This is a genomic window from Microbacterium panaciterrae, from assembly GCF_039541635.1.
GTDB classification, from domain to species: Bacteria; Actinomycetota; Actinomycetes; order Actinomycetales; family Microbacteriaceae; genus Microbacterium; species Microbacterium panaciterrae.
Window position 1 is genome coordinate 85,306 of record NZ_BAABGP010000010.1, and the last position, 17,063, is coordinate 102,368.

Sequence of the window (17,063 nt, forward strand, 5' to 3'; positions counted from 1 at the left end):
GTGCTCCTGATCTGGGAGAATTGGAATTGTCGAGAAACCAGTTCGCTCAGTTCAAGGAGCACCTTCAAGGTGAAGAATACCGGAGCCTATCCGCGTGTGGATGTTGATACTGCGGACGTGCCCGCGGTCGGTCATGCGGGCGGGGTGCTGTTGACCGAAACGATCCGCGCGACGGGCCTGGACCGGGCCCTGTCTGGGGCGCTCGGGCCGTGGAGGAAACCGCTCGCAACCCATGACCCGGGCAAGGTGATCCTCGATCTCGCGGTCACGCTCGCCCTCGGGGGTGACGCGCTCAGCGACATCGCGACGGTCCGCGCCGAGCCGGGCGTCTACGGTCTGGTCGCGTCGGATGCGACGGTGTCCCGCACGATCACCGCGTTGGCCGCGGACGCCGACCGGGTCCTCGCCGCAATCGACACCGCCCGACAGGCGGCGAGGGAGACGGCGTGGGCGCTGGCGGGCATGCACGCGCCGGACACAGATCGATCGCCAGAGTCGCCATTGGTGATCGATCTGGACGCGACGCTGCTGACCGCGCACTCGGAGAAGGAGCAAGCAGCCGCGACGTTCAAACGCGGGTTCGGCTTCCATCCGTTGATCGCATTCGCTGACCACGGGCCCGCAGGGTCCGGGGAGATGCTGGCCGTGAAGCTCCGGCCGGGGAACGCGGGGTCGAACACCGCAGCGGACCACATCGCCGTCACCTGCGCCGCGCTCGCCCAGCTGCCGAGCGGAAACCCGCGGCCGGGCAAGAGCATCCTGATCCGCACGGACGGCGCCGGCGGCACGAAAGAGTTTCTCTCCTGGCTCACCAAACGCCGCCTGTCGTACTCGGTCGGTTACACGCTCCCGTTCCACACCCCTGAGCTCTACAAACTCATCACCGACCACAAAGCCTGGGAGGCCGCGCTCGACGCCGACGGGGACGTCCGCGACGGCGCCGCCGTCGCCGAACTCACCGGACTGCTCGACATGACCGGGTGGCCCGACGGGATGCGGGTCATCGTCCGGCGGGAACGCCCCCACCCCGGCGCGCAGCTCCGCTTCGGCGACGTCGACGGCTACCGGCTCACCGCGTTCGCGACCAACAGCAAGCGAGGCCAGTTGCAACAGCTCGAGCTGCGCCACCGGCGTCGGGCACGCTGCGAGGACCGCATCCGGAACGCGAAAGACCAAGGCCTCCGCAACCTCCCGTTACACGGGTTCGATCAGAACCGGATCTGGACCCAGATCGTCGCCCTCGCGTCCGAGATCACCGCCTGGGCCGGCCTCCTCGCCCACCCCGAACACGAGGCCAGGCGCTGGGAACCGAAACGACTCCGGCACCGACTCTTCACGATCCCCGCAGCCATCGCCCGCCACGGCCGCCGCACGATCCTGCACCTCTCCAACCGGTCCCACTGGGCAACGATCGCCCTCACCGCGATCAGCCGACTCCGCACGCTCCCGGCACCCAGCGGCTGAGCCCACTGACCTGCTGACCGTCACGACCGAGGACCTGGAGAACCGCCACCGCAGCGCAACGCGGCGCACTGTCGCACCGCCATGCCAGAATCAGGCCCAAGCGGGCGCGTCGACGCTCGATCGCTCGAGCTCAAGCGGCCGACGAAAGATCGAGGCTAGCGACACAAAGCGATCACAGAACACCGCCAAAGAGCGTCAAACTCCACAGTCCAGTGCCCTCGAAACCGTGCTCGACTCGGCCAAGGTCGGCTCGGGACATCGGGGTGTCGACGATTCCGGGGCAGAGTGCGTTGACTCGGACGCGCGGGTGGTCGACGGCAATCGACTTAGCGAGCATCACGACCGCCGCTTTCGACGTGCTGTATGCCGCCATGCCCTCAAAGGCAACCAATGCTGCATCAGATGCCACCATGACGATCGTGCCTATCTCGCTTCTCTCGAGATGCGGCATCGTGTGCTTGGCCATCAGGTAGTTTCCGCGCACGTTGATCGCGAGGACACGGTCGAACTCGGCCGCATCCGTCTCCGCCAGCTTGACGCCGACGGGACCGGAGATGCCGGCGCAGCCGATCAGGATGTCGAGTCCGCGGTGATGCGCGATCACGTCCGCGACCGCTGAGCTGACCTTTTCCTCGTCGGTGATATCCACCTCATGCGAGGTGACCGATTTCCCCTTGCGGGCGAGGTCGGCTGCCACCGCCGCTCCTCGTGGATCTCGGTCGAATATCGCGACGCTGACGCCCTCGTCAGCCAGAGCTGTGACGCACGCCTGACCGATGCCGGATGCGCCTCCGGTGACGACAGCAACCCGCCCATTGATACCGAGGTCCACTAGGCCCTTGCCTTCTCGAAGGCGAGTGTTGGCACATCGACGATGTGCGCCCCGCCGTCCACGACCAGAGTTGCTCCTGTGATGTAAGCCGACTCATTGGAACCGAGGAACCGCACGGCGGCCGCAACGTCTGACGGCTCGGCCACTCGGCGCAGTGGAAGGTCTGTCGTCACCAGGTTGTACGCTTCGTCGCGGTTGCCGAGTTCGAGATGCTCTACGAGTTCGTCCATCTCCTCGTCGGCCAGCGGCGTGCGGACCCACCCGGGGCAGATCGCGTTCACGCGGATACCTGAGGATCCGTAGTCCCGTGCGAGAGATTTCGTCAGCCCGATGACGGCGTGCTTCGCGGTCGTGTACCCCGCCATGGCCGGGCCCGCGAAAAGGCCCGAGAGTGAAGCGATCATCACGATGCGACCGCGAGAGAGCGCCAGGGAGGGAAGGAACGCCCGCGAGGCCGTGAAAGCAGTGTGGAGGTTGGCGTGCATAGACGCCGTCCAGTCGGCGTCATCGGTGTTCCCGACAGTCGCGAACCCACCCCCGCCCGCGTTGCACACCAGTGTGTCGACGCGTCCGTAGGTCGCGATGATGCTGTCCACGGCGGCCTTCACCGATTCCGCATCGCCGGCGTCGGCGACGATCGGCAAACCACCCGTGCCTCGCGCGACGTCCTCGAGCGGCCCAAGGCGCCGGCCCAGCAGCGCGACGCGGGCTCCTTCGGCCGCGAACCTGTCGGCGATGGCGGCACCGATCCCAGTGCCGCCACCAGTGATGACGACGACGTCGTTCTCGATGCTGGCACCGGCGAAAGTCATCGGCTGATGACCTTCGGCGCGGCGACGGCTTTCAGGCCTGCAGCGCCGAACTCCTGTCCGTAGCCGGAGGCCTTGGTGCCTCCGAACGGGACCTGAGGGTTGAGTGCGCCGTGCTGGTTGATCCACACCGTTCCAGCCTGGAGTCGGTGGGCCACAGCGAGAGCCGCCTCGGGATCGTCGGACCAGACTGATGCCCCGAGGCCCTGCTCGCTGGCGTTCGCGCGAGCGATGGCGTCGTCGACGTCGGTGTAGCGGATGACGGGGATGGCGGGACCGAACTGTTCCTCGTCGACGAGTGACGCGCCGTCGGTGATGTCGGCGACGACGGTCGGCTGGTAGAACAGCGGTCCTAGGTGCGCCGCCGCCTCGCCTCCCGCCACGATCCTGGCACCGGCCGCACGGGCGTCATCGACGAGGCGCTGGACGATATCGAATTGGTTCTGGTTCTGCAGCGGGCCGAGCACGTTCGTCTCTTCGAGGCCGTGACCCATCGGCATCGTGCGCGCGAGCTGTGCGAGTGCATCGACGGTCTCGTCATAGACGGAGTCGTGCACATAGAGACGCTTCAAGGCCGCGCAGGTCTGCCCGGTGTTGATGAAGCATCCCCAGAACAGATCCTCCGCGTGCGCGGCGACGTTCGTTCCAGGCAGGACAATGCCGGCGTCGTTGCCGCCGAGCTCGAGAGTGAGTCGCGCGAGGTTGTTCGCAGATGCTTCGACGATCTTGCGCCCGGTCGGAGTGGAACCGGTGAACATGATCTTGTCCACATCGGGGTGAGCGGCGAGAGTGGAACCGATCTCGCGGTCGCCGGTCACGGCGGTGAGGACGCCGTCCGGGAGGTGCCGGTTGAAGATCTCGACGAGCGCGAGCACGCTGAGCGGCGTGAAACCGCTGGGCTTCACGACCACGGCGTTGCCCATGCGCAGAGACGGTGCGATCTGCCAGACGGATATCATCATCGGCCAGTTCCAGGGACCGATGGCGCCGACGACGCCGAGAGCACCGTAATGAACGTCCGCCCGCGCAGTCCCCGCCTCGAACACGACCTCCGGCTCCAGGACGGTGTCGGCTGCGTTACGGGTCCACACCGCGCAGGCGCCGACCTCGAAGCGGGCGTTGGGACCGTTGAGCGGCTTCCCCTGCTCCCGGGACAGAAGCACGGCGAGTTCCTCGGCATTGGCATCGAGGTCGTCGGCGACGGCATGCAGGATGCGGCTGCGTTCCCCGTGACCGAGCGCTTCCCATGCCGGCTGCGCGGTTCGAGCCGACGCGATCGCCTCCTCGAGGTCTGCGAGCGTGTGGACCGGCGCGTGACCAATGGTCTCACGGGTCGCGGCGTCGGGGATCGCCCGACCGGCGGACTGGGGCACAGTGATGGCGTCGAGGATGCTGATTGCGCTTGTCATGATGACTCCTGATCGTGTGAGGTCGAGTTCGGGACCCGCGCGGCGGCGGACCCGGATGGCTGGAGATTGAGGATGCTGCGCGCCGCGGTGAGACCGCTTTCGATGGCCCCGTCGATGAATCCGCCCCATCCGTCGGCGAAGTCTGAGCCCGCGAAAACGATCCGTCCGTGCGCTGTTCGCATGGCAGGCAGCCCGGACTTCAGGTAGCCGGCGCGGTGCATCGGCCAGGTCTCCCCGGAGAGCGGATCGCTCGTCCAGTCGTGTCCGGCGACCTCGATGACGGTGAGGCCGTCTACGAGCCGGTCGACGGCTTGTTGCACGGTCGACCGGTCGCTGGCATCGATGGCATGAGCGTCAGGACCGAATCCGATGACGATGGTGCGCCCGTCGATGTGATACTCCGATTGCAGGAAGTTCAGGGGCGCGTCGTGCTCCCCGAACGCGACGAAATGCGGTTGCTCGCCATCGACGGAGAACCAGATCTTGGTTCCGAGTCCCACCTGTCCGGTGTCGAGCGTGCGCACGGTATCGACGGGGAGCTCCGGCTCGAAGCGGATGCGTCCGAGGGCGTGCAGTGGCGCTGTCACGATCACTGATGCGGTGCTGACAGAGGAGCCATCCGCGAGGCCGACGATCAGACTGTCAGGACGATCTGTGATCGATGCGACGTCGGCGCCGAGCCGAAGATCAGCATTCGTATCCGAGAGGATCGCCTCCACGAGCGCGCGCGTACCTCCGGCGATCTTGTAGCTCGCGCACGCCTCGAACAGCACACGCCAATCGCCGTTCGCCACCGCCAGCCAGCGCAGGGCCTGCGTGTACGCGGCGTCGTCGAGTCGTCCGTTGAAGTTCAATGCCCAGAAGGACCGAAGAAGAGAGCGCCGTTCCTCGTCGAGGTCCAGCGCATCGAGACGGTCGATCAGTAGCGCGTCGTCCAGGAGTGCGCCCTGCTCCGACTGGAGAGGCGAGAAGGGTTGAGGGAAGACTTCCCGTGCTGCGCGCCCGAGTTCCTGGTTCGGCGCGTCGAGCAGGTCGAGCAGGGCATCGGGTGTGATGGGCGCGGGACGCCCATCGACCGGCCGCCACGCCGCCACCGGCTCCGGACTGGGAACCAGTCCGAGCCCGTATCGGTGCAGCTCCGCCCAGACGAAGGGCTGGATCCAATGGACCCATGTGCCGCCCAGCTCGATGTCGAGGCCGAGGTGTCGGTCGAGCCATGTGCGACCGCCGATGCGGTCCCGCGCCTCAAGGAGGAGGACGCGTCTGCCGCTCCACGTGAGCTCACGGGCGGCTGTGAGACCCGCGAAGCCAGCTCCCACGACGACGACGTCGTAGTCCTGCGCTGTCATGACCGAGCCTTCAGGAGTAGACGAAGAACTCGACGGTCGGCGCAAGCACGGTCCAGAGGGCGGCTGTGTCCTTGTTGAACGTCGCGACAGATCCGGGGGTCAGCTCGAATGCGTCGCCGTTCTCAGGCTCGACACGCAGATGGCCCTCGATGATGTAGACCGTCTCGTCGGCATGTCCGACCACGCGCATCGGACCGGGAGTCTCCTCGGGGGTGATGAACCAGAATCCGGACGCAAGCGCCTCGCGGTCTCCTTCTCCCGGCCGGCGGGTCCACTGGACCGTCCCCACCTCGAATGGCTCGGCCGCGGAACGGTCAAAACTGGAATTGCTGGTGAAATCGGACATCATCGTGCCTTTCTGATCCGTGAGCGGATCAGTCGTTCGGGTAAGTGGTCTCGTTGAGGATCGTGAAACGGCTGTCGAAGGGAATGTGGACAACGCTCTGCGTGGAGTTCTCCCAGCAGAACATCCGTCCAATGGAACGCTTCTCATACAGATCCACGACCAGGAAGCTCTCCACGGGCATCACGCTCTCCTTCCAGAAGAAGATGACAAGCCCGTCTGCCAGTTCGAAGGTCTTCGTCTGGTCCACATCCGCGAGACCGGACTCGGCACCAGAGATGCAATGCCAGACGAAGGTTCCTCCGTTGAGGTAGATGTGCTCGTATCGCTCTGTCTCGCTGTATCGGTAGTAGATCCGTTTGCCGACGAGTTCGTCGCTGCTGGGCCGCGGCTCGATCTCGCCCTTCCCTCGGATTCGCCCGGAGAGGAAGAGCGTGTCTGTGCGTCCTGCACCATCGGTGAGCGTGATGCCGCTCTCGGCGGCGGTGACTCTGCCATCCGTGAGATCGATCACGAACGTGACAGCACGGGTGTCGGCGCCTGCGCCCTCGACCACATCGATGATCTGGATTCCCGGACGCACTTCCACGGCGCGATAGGCGAGCGTTGCGGAGGAGCCGATGTGCGGGCCGACGATGACGGTCCTCGTGAGTTCCTGCGCGGAGTGGAAGTCGTGCCGGATCGTCCGGCCATCGTCAAAACGGATGTCGATCGTCTGGCCGACAAGTGCCGTGCTCGCCGGCAGACTGGGCTCGCCGAAGCCGTCGATCATCGCGGAGACGTCAGGCCAGTCGTCCTGGGCGATGAAGCCCTGTGCGTGGACCTTCGAGTCGGTGGAGTTCACTGTGGGGATTCCTTTCGGGGCGAGGAGTGAGGGCGGGCGTCGGTCAGGCGATCGCGACGACCTTGAAATCGATGTCCTTGCGGAAGCTCGGGATGATGAACCCGATGATGAAGGCGATGGGAATGAGCCAGAGCATCGCTTTCGCCACGGTGCCGTCGCCGAACAGGAGGACGTCGAAATTCGACAGCGCGATCACCAGCACCGCTCCGTTCAACAGGAGCGCGAGGATCGGAGCGAACTTCGTGCTCCAGAATCCGGTCTCGAGGCGTTCGCGGATGAAGAACGTGAGGATGGCGACCGAGGCGAGAGTCATCATGGTGATGAAGCCGATGGTTCCCAGCGCGACGAACCACGCGTAGATGACGACGATGGGGTCGGCGCCTGCGGCGAAGAAGATCGCGAGGACGATCACGCAGAGGGCGGCATCCACCAGTGCGGCGACATGTGGTGCGCGCTTGACCCGTGAGACTCGCGCGAACACCTGAGGGAGCACGCGTGCGCGTCCGAGGGCGAAGCAATATCGCGCGAACATGTTCTGCACACCGATCAGCATCGCGAGGAAGCTCGTCAGCACCAGGATCTGCATCACAAGCGAGAGCCAGGGACCCACAGCTCGCGCGGCGAGGTCGAAGATGACACCGGAGAGGTTGTGGGCCGAGGCCTTCTGGACGTTGTCAGCGCCGAGCCCATAGCTCACGGCCCAGGTGGCGAGGGTGTAGTAGACGGCGACGAAGCCGATGACGACGAACAAGGCGATGGGGATCGTCCGGCGAGGGTTCCTCGCTTCTTCGGCGAAAACCGTCGTCGCCTCGAATGTCGTGAAGCAGGTGAATACGAATAGGCCGGCGACGCCCACCCCAGGGTTCGCAAGGACCGCAGGGCTGAAGCTCACCAAAGACGGATCCTTCCCGGGAAAGGCGATGAGGATGCCGACGATGAGTACGGCCACGACGATCACCTCGAGCGCGATGATGAAGCCGAGGACGCGCATGTTGAGATCGACGCCGCGGATGACCAGGACCGTCGTGATGGCGATCGCGAGCATCACCCACACCCACACCGGGACGTCGAGTCCGGCGCTTGCTGCCAGCTGCTGCGCGAAGACTCCGAACTGGGCGACGAGTCCGATCTGCAGCGCGAGGTAGGTCACCACTACGATGCCCGCAGAGCCCGTTGCGGCGCGCGAGCCGAGCCCTCGGGCGATGTAGGCGACGAAGCCTCCGGCGTTGGTGATGTGACGGCTCATCTTCAAGTACCCGACGGCGAACACGGCGATGATGGCGGCGACGATGATGTAGACGGCAGGTGCGCCGCTCCCGACGATGGAGAAGACGACTGGGGCGGCTCCTACGAAGGCCGCCATGGGGGCGGCGGCGGCGATAACGAAGAACGCGACGCCGACCACGCCGAGACTGTTGCGCTTCAGTGCGGTGGTCTGCTCGGCGGCGGGTTCTGTACTGGTCAACGCCATGGCGTTCTCCCTTGAACAAGGCGGATGGTGAAGTCATTTGAGCAGGTGCTGAATTCAATGTCAAGCATTTGCTCAATTCTGGTGCCTGCCGGCGGTCGAGGAAGGTAAGGTGCCAACATGGCCGAGGAACCGCAGCGCATCAAATACGGCACCGGCCGCGAGGCTCTTATCGAAGCCGCGGTGCGCGTCGTCGCCCGCCACGGCCTGCACGGTATGACGTTCCGCAAGGTGGCGCAGGAGGCTGGAGTGAACAATTCTCTGGTCGCCCACCACTTCGGCTCGCTGTCATCGCTGGCATCCGCCGCCCTCGAGTGGTCTGCGTCGACCGCCCTGAACGATTCGCACCTGGCCGGGTTCCTCGACTCGGCTGAGGACTACAGGTCGGCGCTGTGGTCCACTCTCAGTGAAGAGAGGGACCTGCACGTCTATCAGTTCGAGATGATCCTCGAAGCCAGTCGCGACGAGGCGATCCGCGATCACATCATGGCGATGTACGACCAGTACACCTCCGAAGTCTCGCGCAGCATGTTCGGGGATTCGGCCAACGATGAGGACAACGCCCTTGCGCGCGCCGTCTTCGCAGCGCTTGACGGACTCGTGCTGCAGTTCGTGAGCGGCGCCATCGGTCGCGAGCAGGTCGACTCGTCTGTCGCTGCCCTGTGGAATCTTGCGGCCCTGGCTACCGCTTCGAGGTCTGCGAGCCAGTGAGCACCCGTGACGATGCTGCCGCGTCGCGCAGGCACTCGATGAAGGCGGTGCCCCGCACATCGTCCATCGTTCTCGTCTGGCGCACGGCCAGCAGTCGCGTCGTCGGGGCGCCGGCGAGGGGGACGACGGCGATGGATGCCGGAATGAGCTGACGGACGGACGCGGGCAGGATGCTCGCGCCGACGCCGGCGGCGACGAAGCCCAGCGCGGTCTCCTGATGCACGACCTCTTGGATCACGTTCGCAGCGTGAGGGGCAGCGGAGAGCACCTCTGTCACGCGATCGACGAAGCCGGGCATGAGCAATCGAGGATAGGAGATCATCGGCACTGCGACGATCTCGTCGACGGTCACCTCGATTCGCTGAGCAAGCGGATGTCCGATCGGCAGGCAGGCGACGAGACGCTCTTCGAACACCACTTCCGCGGTGAGGGGAACGGACGAAACGTGGTCGGCCGCCGGGTTCTCGTCGCGCACGATGCCCACGTCTAGTCTTCCGTCCCTCAAACGCTCCATCTGCTCACCCGAGGTGAGAGGTACCAGAGTGAGCGCGACCTTCGCACTTCTCGCACGGAACAGCCGGACGACATCGGGGAGCACGGTGTAGTTCGCCGAGCTGACGAATCCCACGCTGAGCTGGCCCGTCAGGCCGTCCACGTAATCGCGCATGTCGGCTCGCGCGGAGTCGACCTCGGCGAGGATCCTGCGTGCCGACTCCTGGAGGTGACGTCCGGCCGGTGTGAGCTGCACGCGCCGGGTGCTGCGGTCGAAGAGAGTGGTGCCGAATTCGCGCTCGAGGCGCCCGATCTGAACGCTGAGCGGCGGCTGCGACATGTGCAGCTTCTGTGCTGCTCGGCCGAAGTGGAGCTCGTCGGCCACAGCCATGAAGTAGCGCAATTGACGGAGTTCCATGCAGGCACGATACGGGTTTCGTATTACCGCGTCGTTTCCGGGGGATTGCGAGCGAAATGCTATCAATCCGGCTCAGAAACGGTATTTGACCTGGGGTTGTGAACAGCTGTTCTCTGGTCAGCACGCACCCCGACCCGGAGGATTCACCATGACTGCTGACAGCGAGCCCCGCACCCGCATCGACATGCTCTACCTGAGCGAGCCCGAGGTGATCGCAGCGGGCATGAAGGACATGGCCCGCTGCATGGAGGTGATGGAGGAGGTGCTGATCCTGGTCGCCAAGGGCGACTACCGGATGGCGGGCAGCTCGGCGAACTCGCACGGCGCACAGATCGGGTTCCCTGCGAACTCGCCCTTCCCGGCCATGCCGCTCGATGCGGCCGATCGCCGCTTCATGGCGATGCCGGGGTACCTCGGTGGGCGCTTCGACACAGCCGGGGTCAAATGGTACGGGTCGAACATCGACAACCGCGAGAAGGGCCTGCCCCGTTCGATCCACCTCATCGTGTTGAACGACAAGGAGACTGGCGCCCCTTTCGCGATCATGTCCGGCAACCTCGAGAGCGCGTACCGAACGGCCGCTGTTCCCGGCGCGGCCGCGAAGAAGCTCGCGCCGGTGAACGCGAAGTCTCTGGGCATCATCGGCCCTGGCGCGATGAACAAGAGCGCCCTGCACGCCATGACGACGGCGAGGCCCACCCTCGACACGATCCGGATCAACGGCCGCCGCCGCTCGACCTCGGAGGCATTCGCCGACTACGTGCGCGAGCACTACCCCCAGTTCACGACCATCGAGATCGCCGAGACCGTCGAGGCCGCGGTGCGCGACTCCGACATCGTCTCCGAGGCCGTGACCGGACTCGTCGGCTCGGAGAATTATCCCTACATCGACGGGGACTGGATCAAGCCCGGCGCGTTCCTGAGCCTTCCCGCGAACCTGCGCATGGACAAGGAATACACACTGTCGGGCAAGGCGCGACTGATCGCCGACGCCAAGAAGATCTATGAGGCGTGGGCCGAGGAGTACCCGGCTCCCTCGCACGAGACCGCGTTCGGCATGATCGGCCTCTACTGGCAAGACCTGATCGAGGCGGGCGAGCTCGACGAGTCCCGCGTCGTGAACATCGGTGACGTGTTCGAGGGCACGGTGCCCGGGCGCGAGTTCGACGAGCAGCCGGTGCTGTTCAGCGTCGGCGGTATGGGTGTCGAAGACGTCGCCTGGGCGAAGACCGTCTACGAGAACGCCGTCGCGCAGGGGATCGGCACGAAGCTGAACCTCTGGGACGCGCCGGACCTGGCCTGACCATGGGAGAGAGAGGCGCGGAAGCAGTCGCCGAATCTGCGAGATATGCGATCATCGGCGCCGGTCTGAGCGGAGCATCCGCCGCGTGGCGCCTGGCTCAGTCGGGCGCTGAGGTGGTCCTGCTGGAACGTGATGTGCCGGCATCCCATCTCGGCAGCTCTCACGGGTCGGCGCGGATCTTCCGCTACGCCTACCATGACCCGTTCTACGTCGATCTGGTCGTGCAGGCGCAGCGTGGCTGGGCAGAGCTCGAGGCATCGAGTGGGGCTCAGTTGATCACCCCGAGCGGGGCACTCGACTGCGGCATCGTGCGCGACCCGCGCGGACTCGCCAACGCCCTCGAGACGAACGACATCGAACACGAGCTCCTCGCCGCCGGAAGCGCCAAGGCACGATGGCCGCAGCTGAACTTCGACAGTGACGTGCTGTGGCACCCCTCGGCCGGAGTCATCGACGCTGAGTCCGCCGTCGAGGCGATGGTAGCCCTCGCCCGAGCCGCCGGCGCCGAGGTGCGCCTGGGCTGGGAGGCCGTATCGGTGCACCACGCGAGATCCGGCTACCTGGTCACCTCGACGAACGGCGACACGGTGCATGCCGAGCAGGTCGTCGTCGCCGCCGGCGGCTGGCTGCCGGCACTGCTCGGCGAGCTTGACCTGCCCAGCGGATTCGCGGATGCGCTCCCCCAGTTCGAGGTTCGGCAGGAGAACGCGTTCCACTTCCTCTACCGTGACGCCAGGGATTGCGGAGAGGGCCTTCTGGGGGCTGCCACATCGTGGCCGACGTTCATCTACAAGGGCGAAGACATCCAGACCTACAGTCTGCCCGGCGGACGCGATGCGCAGTTCTGCGGCCAGAAGGTTGCCGAGTACAACGGCGGACGCGTGATCCCGTCAGCGCGCGATCAAGACGGCCAGATCGATCCCGGCAACCGCGGCCGCGTCGTCGACTTCGTCGAACGCTTCGCACCGGGGCTGCTGACGACGCCCTATGCCGAATCCACGTGCCTGTTCACAAACGTGCCGCGCGACGACATGATCATCGACCGTGTCGATGGCATCACGGTCCTCTCGCCATGCTCGGGACAGGGCGCGAAGTTCGCTCCTCTCCTCGGTGAGCTCGTCCTCGACCTGGTGGCGGGTTCGCAGCGCGCATCCGAGCGGTTCCGCGCCGTTGGCCAGCGATTCGCGGGGGTGTGACATGGGATCGACGACCTACGCCGATGCCAACGCCCTTCTGGCCGAAATCCTCGGCATCGGCGTGGATACGGAGCGCGGCGGGTACTCGCGTCCGGTCTTCTCACCCGCCGAGATGGAACTGCGCGCGTGGTTCAAAGCTCGCGCCGAGGAGCGCGGGCTGACCGTGGAGACTGACGGCAACGGCATCATCTGGGCCTGGTGGGAGGCGGAGCGCCCACAGGACGCCGGGCGGCGCCGTGACGTGATCGTCACCGGCTCGCACCTCGATTCCGTCCCCGGCGGCGGCAACTTCGACGGCCCTCTTGGTGTCGCGAGTGCTCTCGCTGCGGTCGATGTCCTTCGGGACCGCGGCGTGACGCCGGTGCGTCCGCTCGCCGTCGCCGTGTTCCCCGAGGAGGAGGGATCGCGGTTCGGCATCGCCTGCCTGGGCTCCCGATTGCTCGCCGGCGTCGTGGATCCGGATCAGGTTCGCGCACTGGTCGACGACGCAGGGCACTCGTTCGCCGACGCTTCCTCAGCTGCCGGGCTCGATCCCGCACTCATTGGTCCTGACCCTGCACGTCTCGCGGACATTGCGGCATTCGTTGAACTGCATGTCGAACAGGGACGCGGGCTCGTCGACCTTGCGCAGCCGGTCGCGCTCGCAGGCGCGATCATCGCGCACGGCCGGTGGCACGTGCGGATCGAAGGACGAGGGGACCATGCCGGTGCCACACGGATGGCCGACAGACAGGATCCCGTGGTCGTCGCCGCTGAGACGATCCGAAGCTTGCGTGAGCAGACACTGGCAGTCGACGACGCTCGCGGAACCGTCGGGCGAGTGAAGGTCACTCCAGGGGGCACGAACGTCATCGCCTCCTCGGTCGACCTGTGGATGGACGTGCGGCATCGGGATGGCAATGCCGTGCGCCGCATCGTCGATGTCGTGACGACGATGACCGACAAGGCGGCGGACGCAGAGGGATGCAGCGTCACCGTGGTCGAACAGTCGTTCTCGCCGACGGTCGAGTTCGACGCGTCGTTGCGTGATCGCCTGCAGGCCGTGCTACCAGCTGCTCCGGTTCTCGACACGGGGGCGGGTCACGACGCCGGTGTGCTCGCCGACATCATCCCCACCGGAATGCTCTTCGTCCGCAACCCCACCGGGGCCTCGCACACTCCCGCCGAGACAGCTGAATCCGACGATGTCAGCGCCGGAGTGGAGGCACTGGCGGACGTGCTCCAAGACCTTCTCACGCGCTGACCGACCCCACCGTCTCACCCGCTAGACCCCCTACCCGAAAGGAGATCGACATGGATATCACCTCGCAGGTGAACACGGGATGGATGCTGACCGCCACCGTCGCCGTCACCCTCATGCTGCCCGGACTCGCCCTGTACTACGGCGGGCTGTCGCGCACGAAGAACATCCTCAACACGATGATGATCGTGTTCGGCGGCTTCGCCGTCACGGCCGTGCTCTGGGTCCTGTACGGCTACGGTCTGACCCTCGGGAACTCCGTCGGCGGTGCCGGCATCATCGGCGACCCGATCGGCCTGTTCGGCATCCAGTCGCTCCTCGGCGCGGAGACGCCGGAGGGCACCGTGCCCGCGATCCTCATCGCCGTGTTCCAGCTGATCTTCGCCGGACTCACGGTGGGCATCATCGGCGGCGCCGTCGAGGGTCGCATGAAGTTCTCGACCTGGCTGATCTTCAGCGGCCTGTGGGCCACGTTCGTCTACTTCCCGGTCGCTCACTGGGTGTTCGCGTTCGACTCGGCTGACGGCTCGACCGTCGGCGGCTGGATCGCCAACCAGCTGCACGCGATCGACTTCGCTGGCGGCACGGCCGTGCACATGAACGCGGGCGTCGCAGCCCTCGTGCTCGCGTTCTTCCTCGGCAAGCGCCGGGACTTCCCGCACGTGGGCCGCCCCGGAAACCTGCCGATCGCGATCGTCGGCGGCGGGCTCCTGCTCGTCGGCTGGTACGGCTTCAACGGCGGATCCTCCGGCGGCATCAACGACAGCGCGGGCGTCGCCGTCACAAACACCCTCATCGCCGCGTGCGCCGGACTGCTCGGCTGGCTGATCGTCGAGCAGATCGTGCGGAAGGCAGCGACCTCCCTGGGTGCGATATCGGGCGTGCTCGCCGGACTCGTCGCCATCACACCCGCCGCAAACTCGGTCTCGCCCGTCGGCGCGATCATCATCGGCCTTCTCGCCGGTGTCGTCGCGTTCGCCGCACTGAGCCTGAAGGAAAAGGTGGGCTACGACGACGCGCTCGACGCCGTCGCTATCCACATGTTCCCCGGCATCTTCGGAACTCTCGCGATCGGGTTCCTCGCCGATCCCGCCTCGCCCGCGGGCGCCACAGGCATCTTCTTCGGCGGGGACTGGGGCCTGCTCGGCACGCAGGCTCTCGCGATCGTGGCGGTGTTCGTCTACACGTTCGTCGTGACCGCACTCATCTCGTGGCTGCTGAAGGTCACGGTCGGCCTGCGGGTCGCCGACGGCACCGAGGTCACCGGCCTCGACACGACCCTCCACGCCGAGACCGCCTACGACCTGGACGACGTGCGCTCCTGAGCGCCGCCCACCGAGAAAGGACATCATCATGAAGCTCATCACCGCCGTCGTGCAGCCCAGTGCTCTCGAACCCGTCAAGACAGCGCTCGCCGAGGTCGGCATCGCGGGCATGACGATCCTCGACGCGAAAGGACACGGCGCCCAGACCGGCAAGGTCGAGGTCTACCGCTCCCAGCGCATCAAGGTCGACTTCCTCCCGAAGATCTACATCGAGACCGTGGTCAACGACGACGAGCTCGAGACCGCGCTCGATGCCATCCAGGAGGCGGCACGCACCGGCGCGATCGGCGACGGCAAGATCTGGGTGACGGATGTGCTCCAGGTGATCCGCGTCCGCACCGGCGAAACCGGTCCCACCGCGATCCGCTGAGACGAACGCCATGCTGCACCGCACCCGCGCTGACCTCGAGATCGTCCGTCCTGGCGACATCGAACCCGAACCCTGGGCCAACGGACTCGGGGTCACGCGGGTGCTCGCCGCACGACCCGCGTGGCGCATCAGCCTCGCCGAGATCGAAGGACGCATGCCGTTCTCACCGTTCCTCGGATCTGACCGAGTCCTTATTCCACTCAGCTCCGAAGGGGTGACGCTCGAAATCGACGGCCTCCAGCGGCGCGTGCTGCCGCGCACCGGGGTTGCGTTCCGTGGCGAGGATCACGTCTCCGCCGACACCGGTGGCCATCGCGTCACGGTGGTGAACCTCATGTCCCGTCGGTCGAGCGGGCTTTTGCGGTGGGAGATCCGTCGCGGCGCCGACCAGATAGAAGCGGGGATGGATGCTGTCGTCGTGCTCGGCGGAGAGGTGCGAGCGGCCGCAGAGCGGCTGCCTCCGGGAGCTGTGGTTCTTTCCGCTGGGACGTCGCGTGTATCCGTAGGCAGAGACGGAATCGTCGCTCTGCTCTGGGTGGAGCCGCGACGGGGCCTCACGAGCAGGTTCTAAACACACACGGCTCGTCCCGCTGCGGCAGAGCAGCCGAAGTGCGTACGGGAGCCAGGAGCATCGTGAAATCGGTCACGCTGAGATCCTCTGCCCTTTGCGCTTGCCGGCGCGTGTTCCGCCGTCGACGAGGACATCGGTGCCGGTGAGGTAGCCGGGAGCCTCGTTCGCGCAGAAGGCGAGGACTGCGGCGATCTCCTCGGGTTTGCCGAAGCGTTTCAGGGCGGCAGTTTTGAGGAGGTCCGCGGCGCCGTGGTCGGCTTCGAGGCGGCCCATAGCCGTTTCGAAGCTTCCGGGTGATACTGAGACGACCCGCGCTCCTCGCGCTCCGAAGCGCGCGGCGAGTTGTTCGCTGTACCAGATCACGTATGCCTTGCTCAGGGCGTACGCGAATCCGGCGTGCTGCTTGCGTCCGACGAGAGCTGCTCGACGGACCAGGCTGCGCACGAACCGTGCCGGGTCGGTCTCCGCGAGCGGGAACGTTCGGGTAGGGATGAGGATCGCAGGAAGGGCGTGACCCGCGTAGGAGGCGACGTTGACGAGGACGTCGCCTTCCTGCGCGAGGGGGAGGAAGGCTCGCGCGATGTTCACTGTGCCGAGCGCGTTGATCCGCACGATGAGGTCGGGCTTGCCCATCTGCGGGCTGACGCCGGCCGTGTGCACGACGGTGCGTACGCGGTTTCCGCTGGCCGCGGCCGCGGTCAGGAGGTCGCGGACGGACTGGTCGTCGGTGACGTCGCACACAACCCCGGACACTGCGATGCCGAGGCCGGTCAACTCTTTGACCGCGTCGTCGATGCGGTCCTGGCCGAGGTCGGCGATCACGATCCGGTGGTCGTGGCCGAGCAGCTTCGCGGTCGCCAGGCCCATTCCGCCGGCGCCGCCGGTGATGACTGCCGTGTTCATCGTTGCTCCTTGCGTT

The 17,063-nt window shown here is 66.2% G+C and carries 17 protein-coding genes; 8 read left to right on the forward strand and 9 right to left on the reverse strand.

What is annotated here, in order from left to right:
* The first annotated feature begins 69 nt into the window (after window positions 1–69).
* Window positions 70–1,464: an IS1380 family transposase gene (locus ABD882_RS08385; protein ID WP_345186026.1), complete on the forward strand. Its 1,395-nt coding sequence runs from the start codon at window positions 70–72 to the stop codon at window positions 1,462–1,464.
* Window positions 1,465–1,636: 172 nt separating this feature from the next.
* On the opposite strand, the gene ABD882_RS08390 is transcribed toward ABD882_RS08385, so the two are convergent.
* From ABD882_RS08390 to ABD882_RS08420, 7 genes are read right to left on the reverse strand one after another with little or no spacing between them, the layout of a single operon-like run.
* Complete coding sequence (locus tag ABD882_RS08390; RefSeq protein ID WP_345186028.1) at window positions 1,637–2,296, reverse strand: SDR family NAD(P)-dependent oxidoreductase; 660 nt, start codon at window positions 2,294–2,296, stop codon at window positions 1,637–1,639.
* The gene (locus tag ABD882_RS08395) at window positions 2,296–3,108 is read right to left on the reverse strand and encodes an SDR family NAD(P)-dependent oxidoreductase (RefSeq protein ID WP_345186029.1); all 813 of its coding nucleotides are present in this window, start codon (window positions 3,106–3,108) and stop codon (window positions 2,296–2,298) included. The genes ABD882_RS08390 and ABD882_RS08395 overlap by 1 nt, the downstream gene beginning before the upstream one ends.
* Window positions 3,105–4,514 (reverse strand): aldehyde dehydrogenase family protein, encoded by a 1,410-nt coding sequence (locus ABD882_RS08400; RefSeq protein ID WP_345186031.1) that lies wholly within the window; start codon window positions 4,512–4,514, stop codon window positions 3,105–3,107. Before ABD882_RS08400 ends, ABD882_RS08395 begins: the two co-directional genes overlap by 4 nt.
* Entirely contained in the window at window positions 4,511–5,863 is a 1,353-nt protein-coding gene (locus ABD882_RS08405; RefSeq protein ID WP_345186032.1) for a flavin monoamine oxidase family protein, read from the reverse strand. The genes ABD882_RS08400 and ABD882_RS08405 overlap by 4 nt, the downstream gene beginning before the upstream one ends.
* Window positions 5,864–5,873: 10 nt before the next feature.
* The gene (locus ABD882_RS08410) at window positions 5,874–6,212 is read right to left on the reverse strand and encodes a cupin domain-containing protein (RefSeq protein WP_345186034.1); all 339 of its coding nucleotides are present in this window, start codon (window positions 6,210–6,212) and stop codon (window positions 5,874–5,876) included.
* Between the two features lie 25 nt (window positions 6,213–6,237).
* The gene (locus ABD882_RS08415) at window positions 6,238–7,050 is read right to left on the reverse strand and encodes a MoaF C-terminal domain-containing protein (RefSeq protein WP_345186035.1); all 813 of its coding nucleotides are present in this window, start codon (window positions 7,048–7,050) and stop codon (window positions 6,238–6,240) included.
* 43 nt (window positions 7,051–7,093) lie between these two features.
* A complete protein-coding gene (locus ABD882_RS08420) occupies window positions 7,094–8,521 on the reverse strand; it encodes an APC family permease (RefSeq protein ID WP_345186037.1) in 1,428 nt (475 codons plus the stop codon).
* Window positions 8,522–8,638: 117 nt separating this feature from the next.
* Here ABD882_RS08420 and ABD882_RS08425 point away from each other — a divergent pair, with 117 nt between their 5' ends.
* Window positions 8,639–9,229, forward strand: a complete 591-nt coding sequence (locus tag ABD882_RS08425) for a TetR/AcrR family transcriptional regulator (RefSeq protein WP_345186039.1) — start codon at window positions 8,639–8,641, stop codon at window positions 9,227–9,229.
* Here ABD882_RS08425 and ABD882_RS08430 read toward each other — a convergent pair.
* Entirely contained in the window at window positions 9,201–10,139 is a 939-nt protein-coding gene (locus tag ABD882_RS08430) for a LysR family transcriptional regulator (RefSeq protein WP_345186041.1), read from the reverse strand. The two genes, ABD882_RS08425 and ABD882_RS08430, sit on opposite strands and share 29 nt — an antisense overlap.
* Before the next feature lie 148 nt (window positions 10,140–10,287).
* Here ABD882_RS08430 and ABD882_RS08435 point away from each other — a divergent pair, with 148 nt between their 5' ends.
* From ABD882_RS08435 to ABD882_RS08460, 6 genes are read left to right on the forward strand one after another with little or no spacing between them, the layout of a single operon-like run.
* The gene (locus tag ABD882_RS08435) at window positions 10,288–11,442 is read left to right on the forward strand and encodes a tyramine oxidase subunit B (protein ID WP_345186042.1); all 1,155 of its coding nucleotides are present in this window, start codon (window positions 10,288–10,290) and stop codon (window positions 11,440–11,442) included.
* Window positions 11,443–11,444: 2 nt separating this feature from the next.
* Entirely contained in the window at window positions 11,445–12,638 is a 1,194-nt protein-coding gene (locus tag ABD882_RS08440) for an FAD-dependent oxidoreductase (protein WP_345186044.1), read from the forward strand.
* A gap of 1 nt (window position 12,639) precedes the next feature.
* A complete protein-coding gene (locus tag ABD882_RS08445; protein WP_345186046.1) occupies window positions 12,640–13,881 on the forward strand; it encodes an allantoate amidohydrolase in 1,242 nt (413 codons plus the stop codon).
* Window positions 13,882–13,931: 50 nt separating this feature from the next.
* Window positions 13,932–15,203 (forward strand): ammonium transporter, encoded by a 1,272-nt coding sequence (locus ABD882_RS08450; RefSeq protein ID WP_345186047.1) that lies wholly within the window; start codon window positions 13,932–13,934, stop codon window positions 15,201–15,203.
* A gap of 28 nt (window positions 15,204–15,231) precedes the next feature.
* Window positions 15,232–15,573: a P-II family nitrogen regulator gene (locus ABD882_RS08455; protein WP_345186049.1), complete on the forward strand. Its 342-nt coding sequence runs from the start codon at window positions 15,232–15,234 to the stop codon at window positions 15,571–15,573.
* A 10-nt stretch (window positions 15,574–15,583) separates the two neighbouring features.
* Window positions 15,584–16,144, forward strand: a complete 561-nt coding sequence (locus ABD882_RS08460; protein ID WP_345186051.1) for a HutD/Ves family protein — start codon at window positions 15,584–15,586, stop codon at window positions 16,142–16,144.
* A 72-nt stretch (window positions 16,145–16,216) separates the two neighbouring features.
* Here ABD882_RS08460 and ABD882_RS08465 read toward each other — a convergent pair whose 3' ends face one another.
* Complete coding sequence (locus ABD882_RS08465; RefSeq protein ID WP_345186053.1) at window positions 16,217–17,047, reverse strand: SDR family NAD(P)-dependent oxidoreductase; 831 nt, start codon at window positions 17,045–17,047, stop codon at window positions 16,217–16,219.
* Window positions 17,048–17,063: the final 16 nt, after the last annotated feature.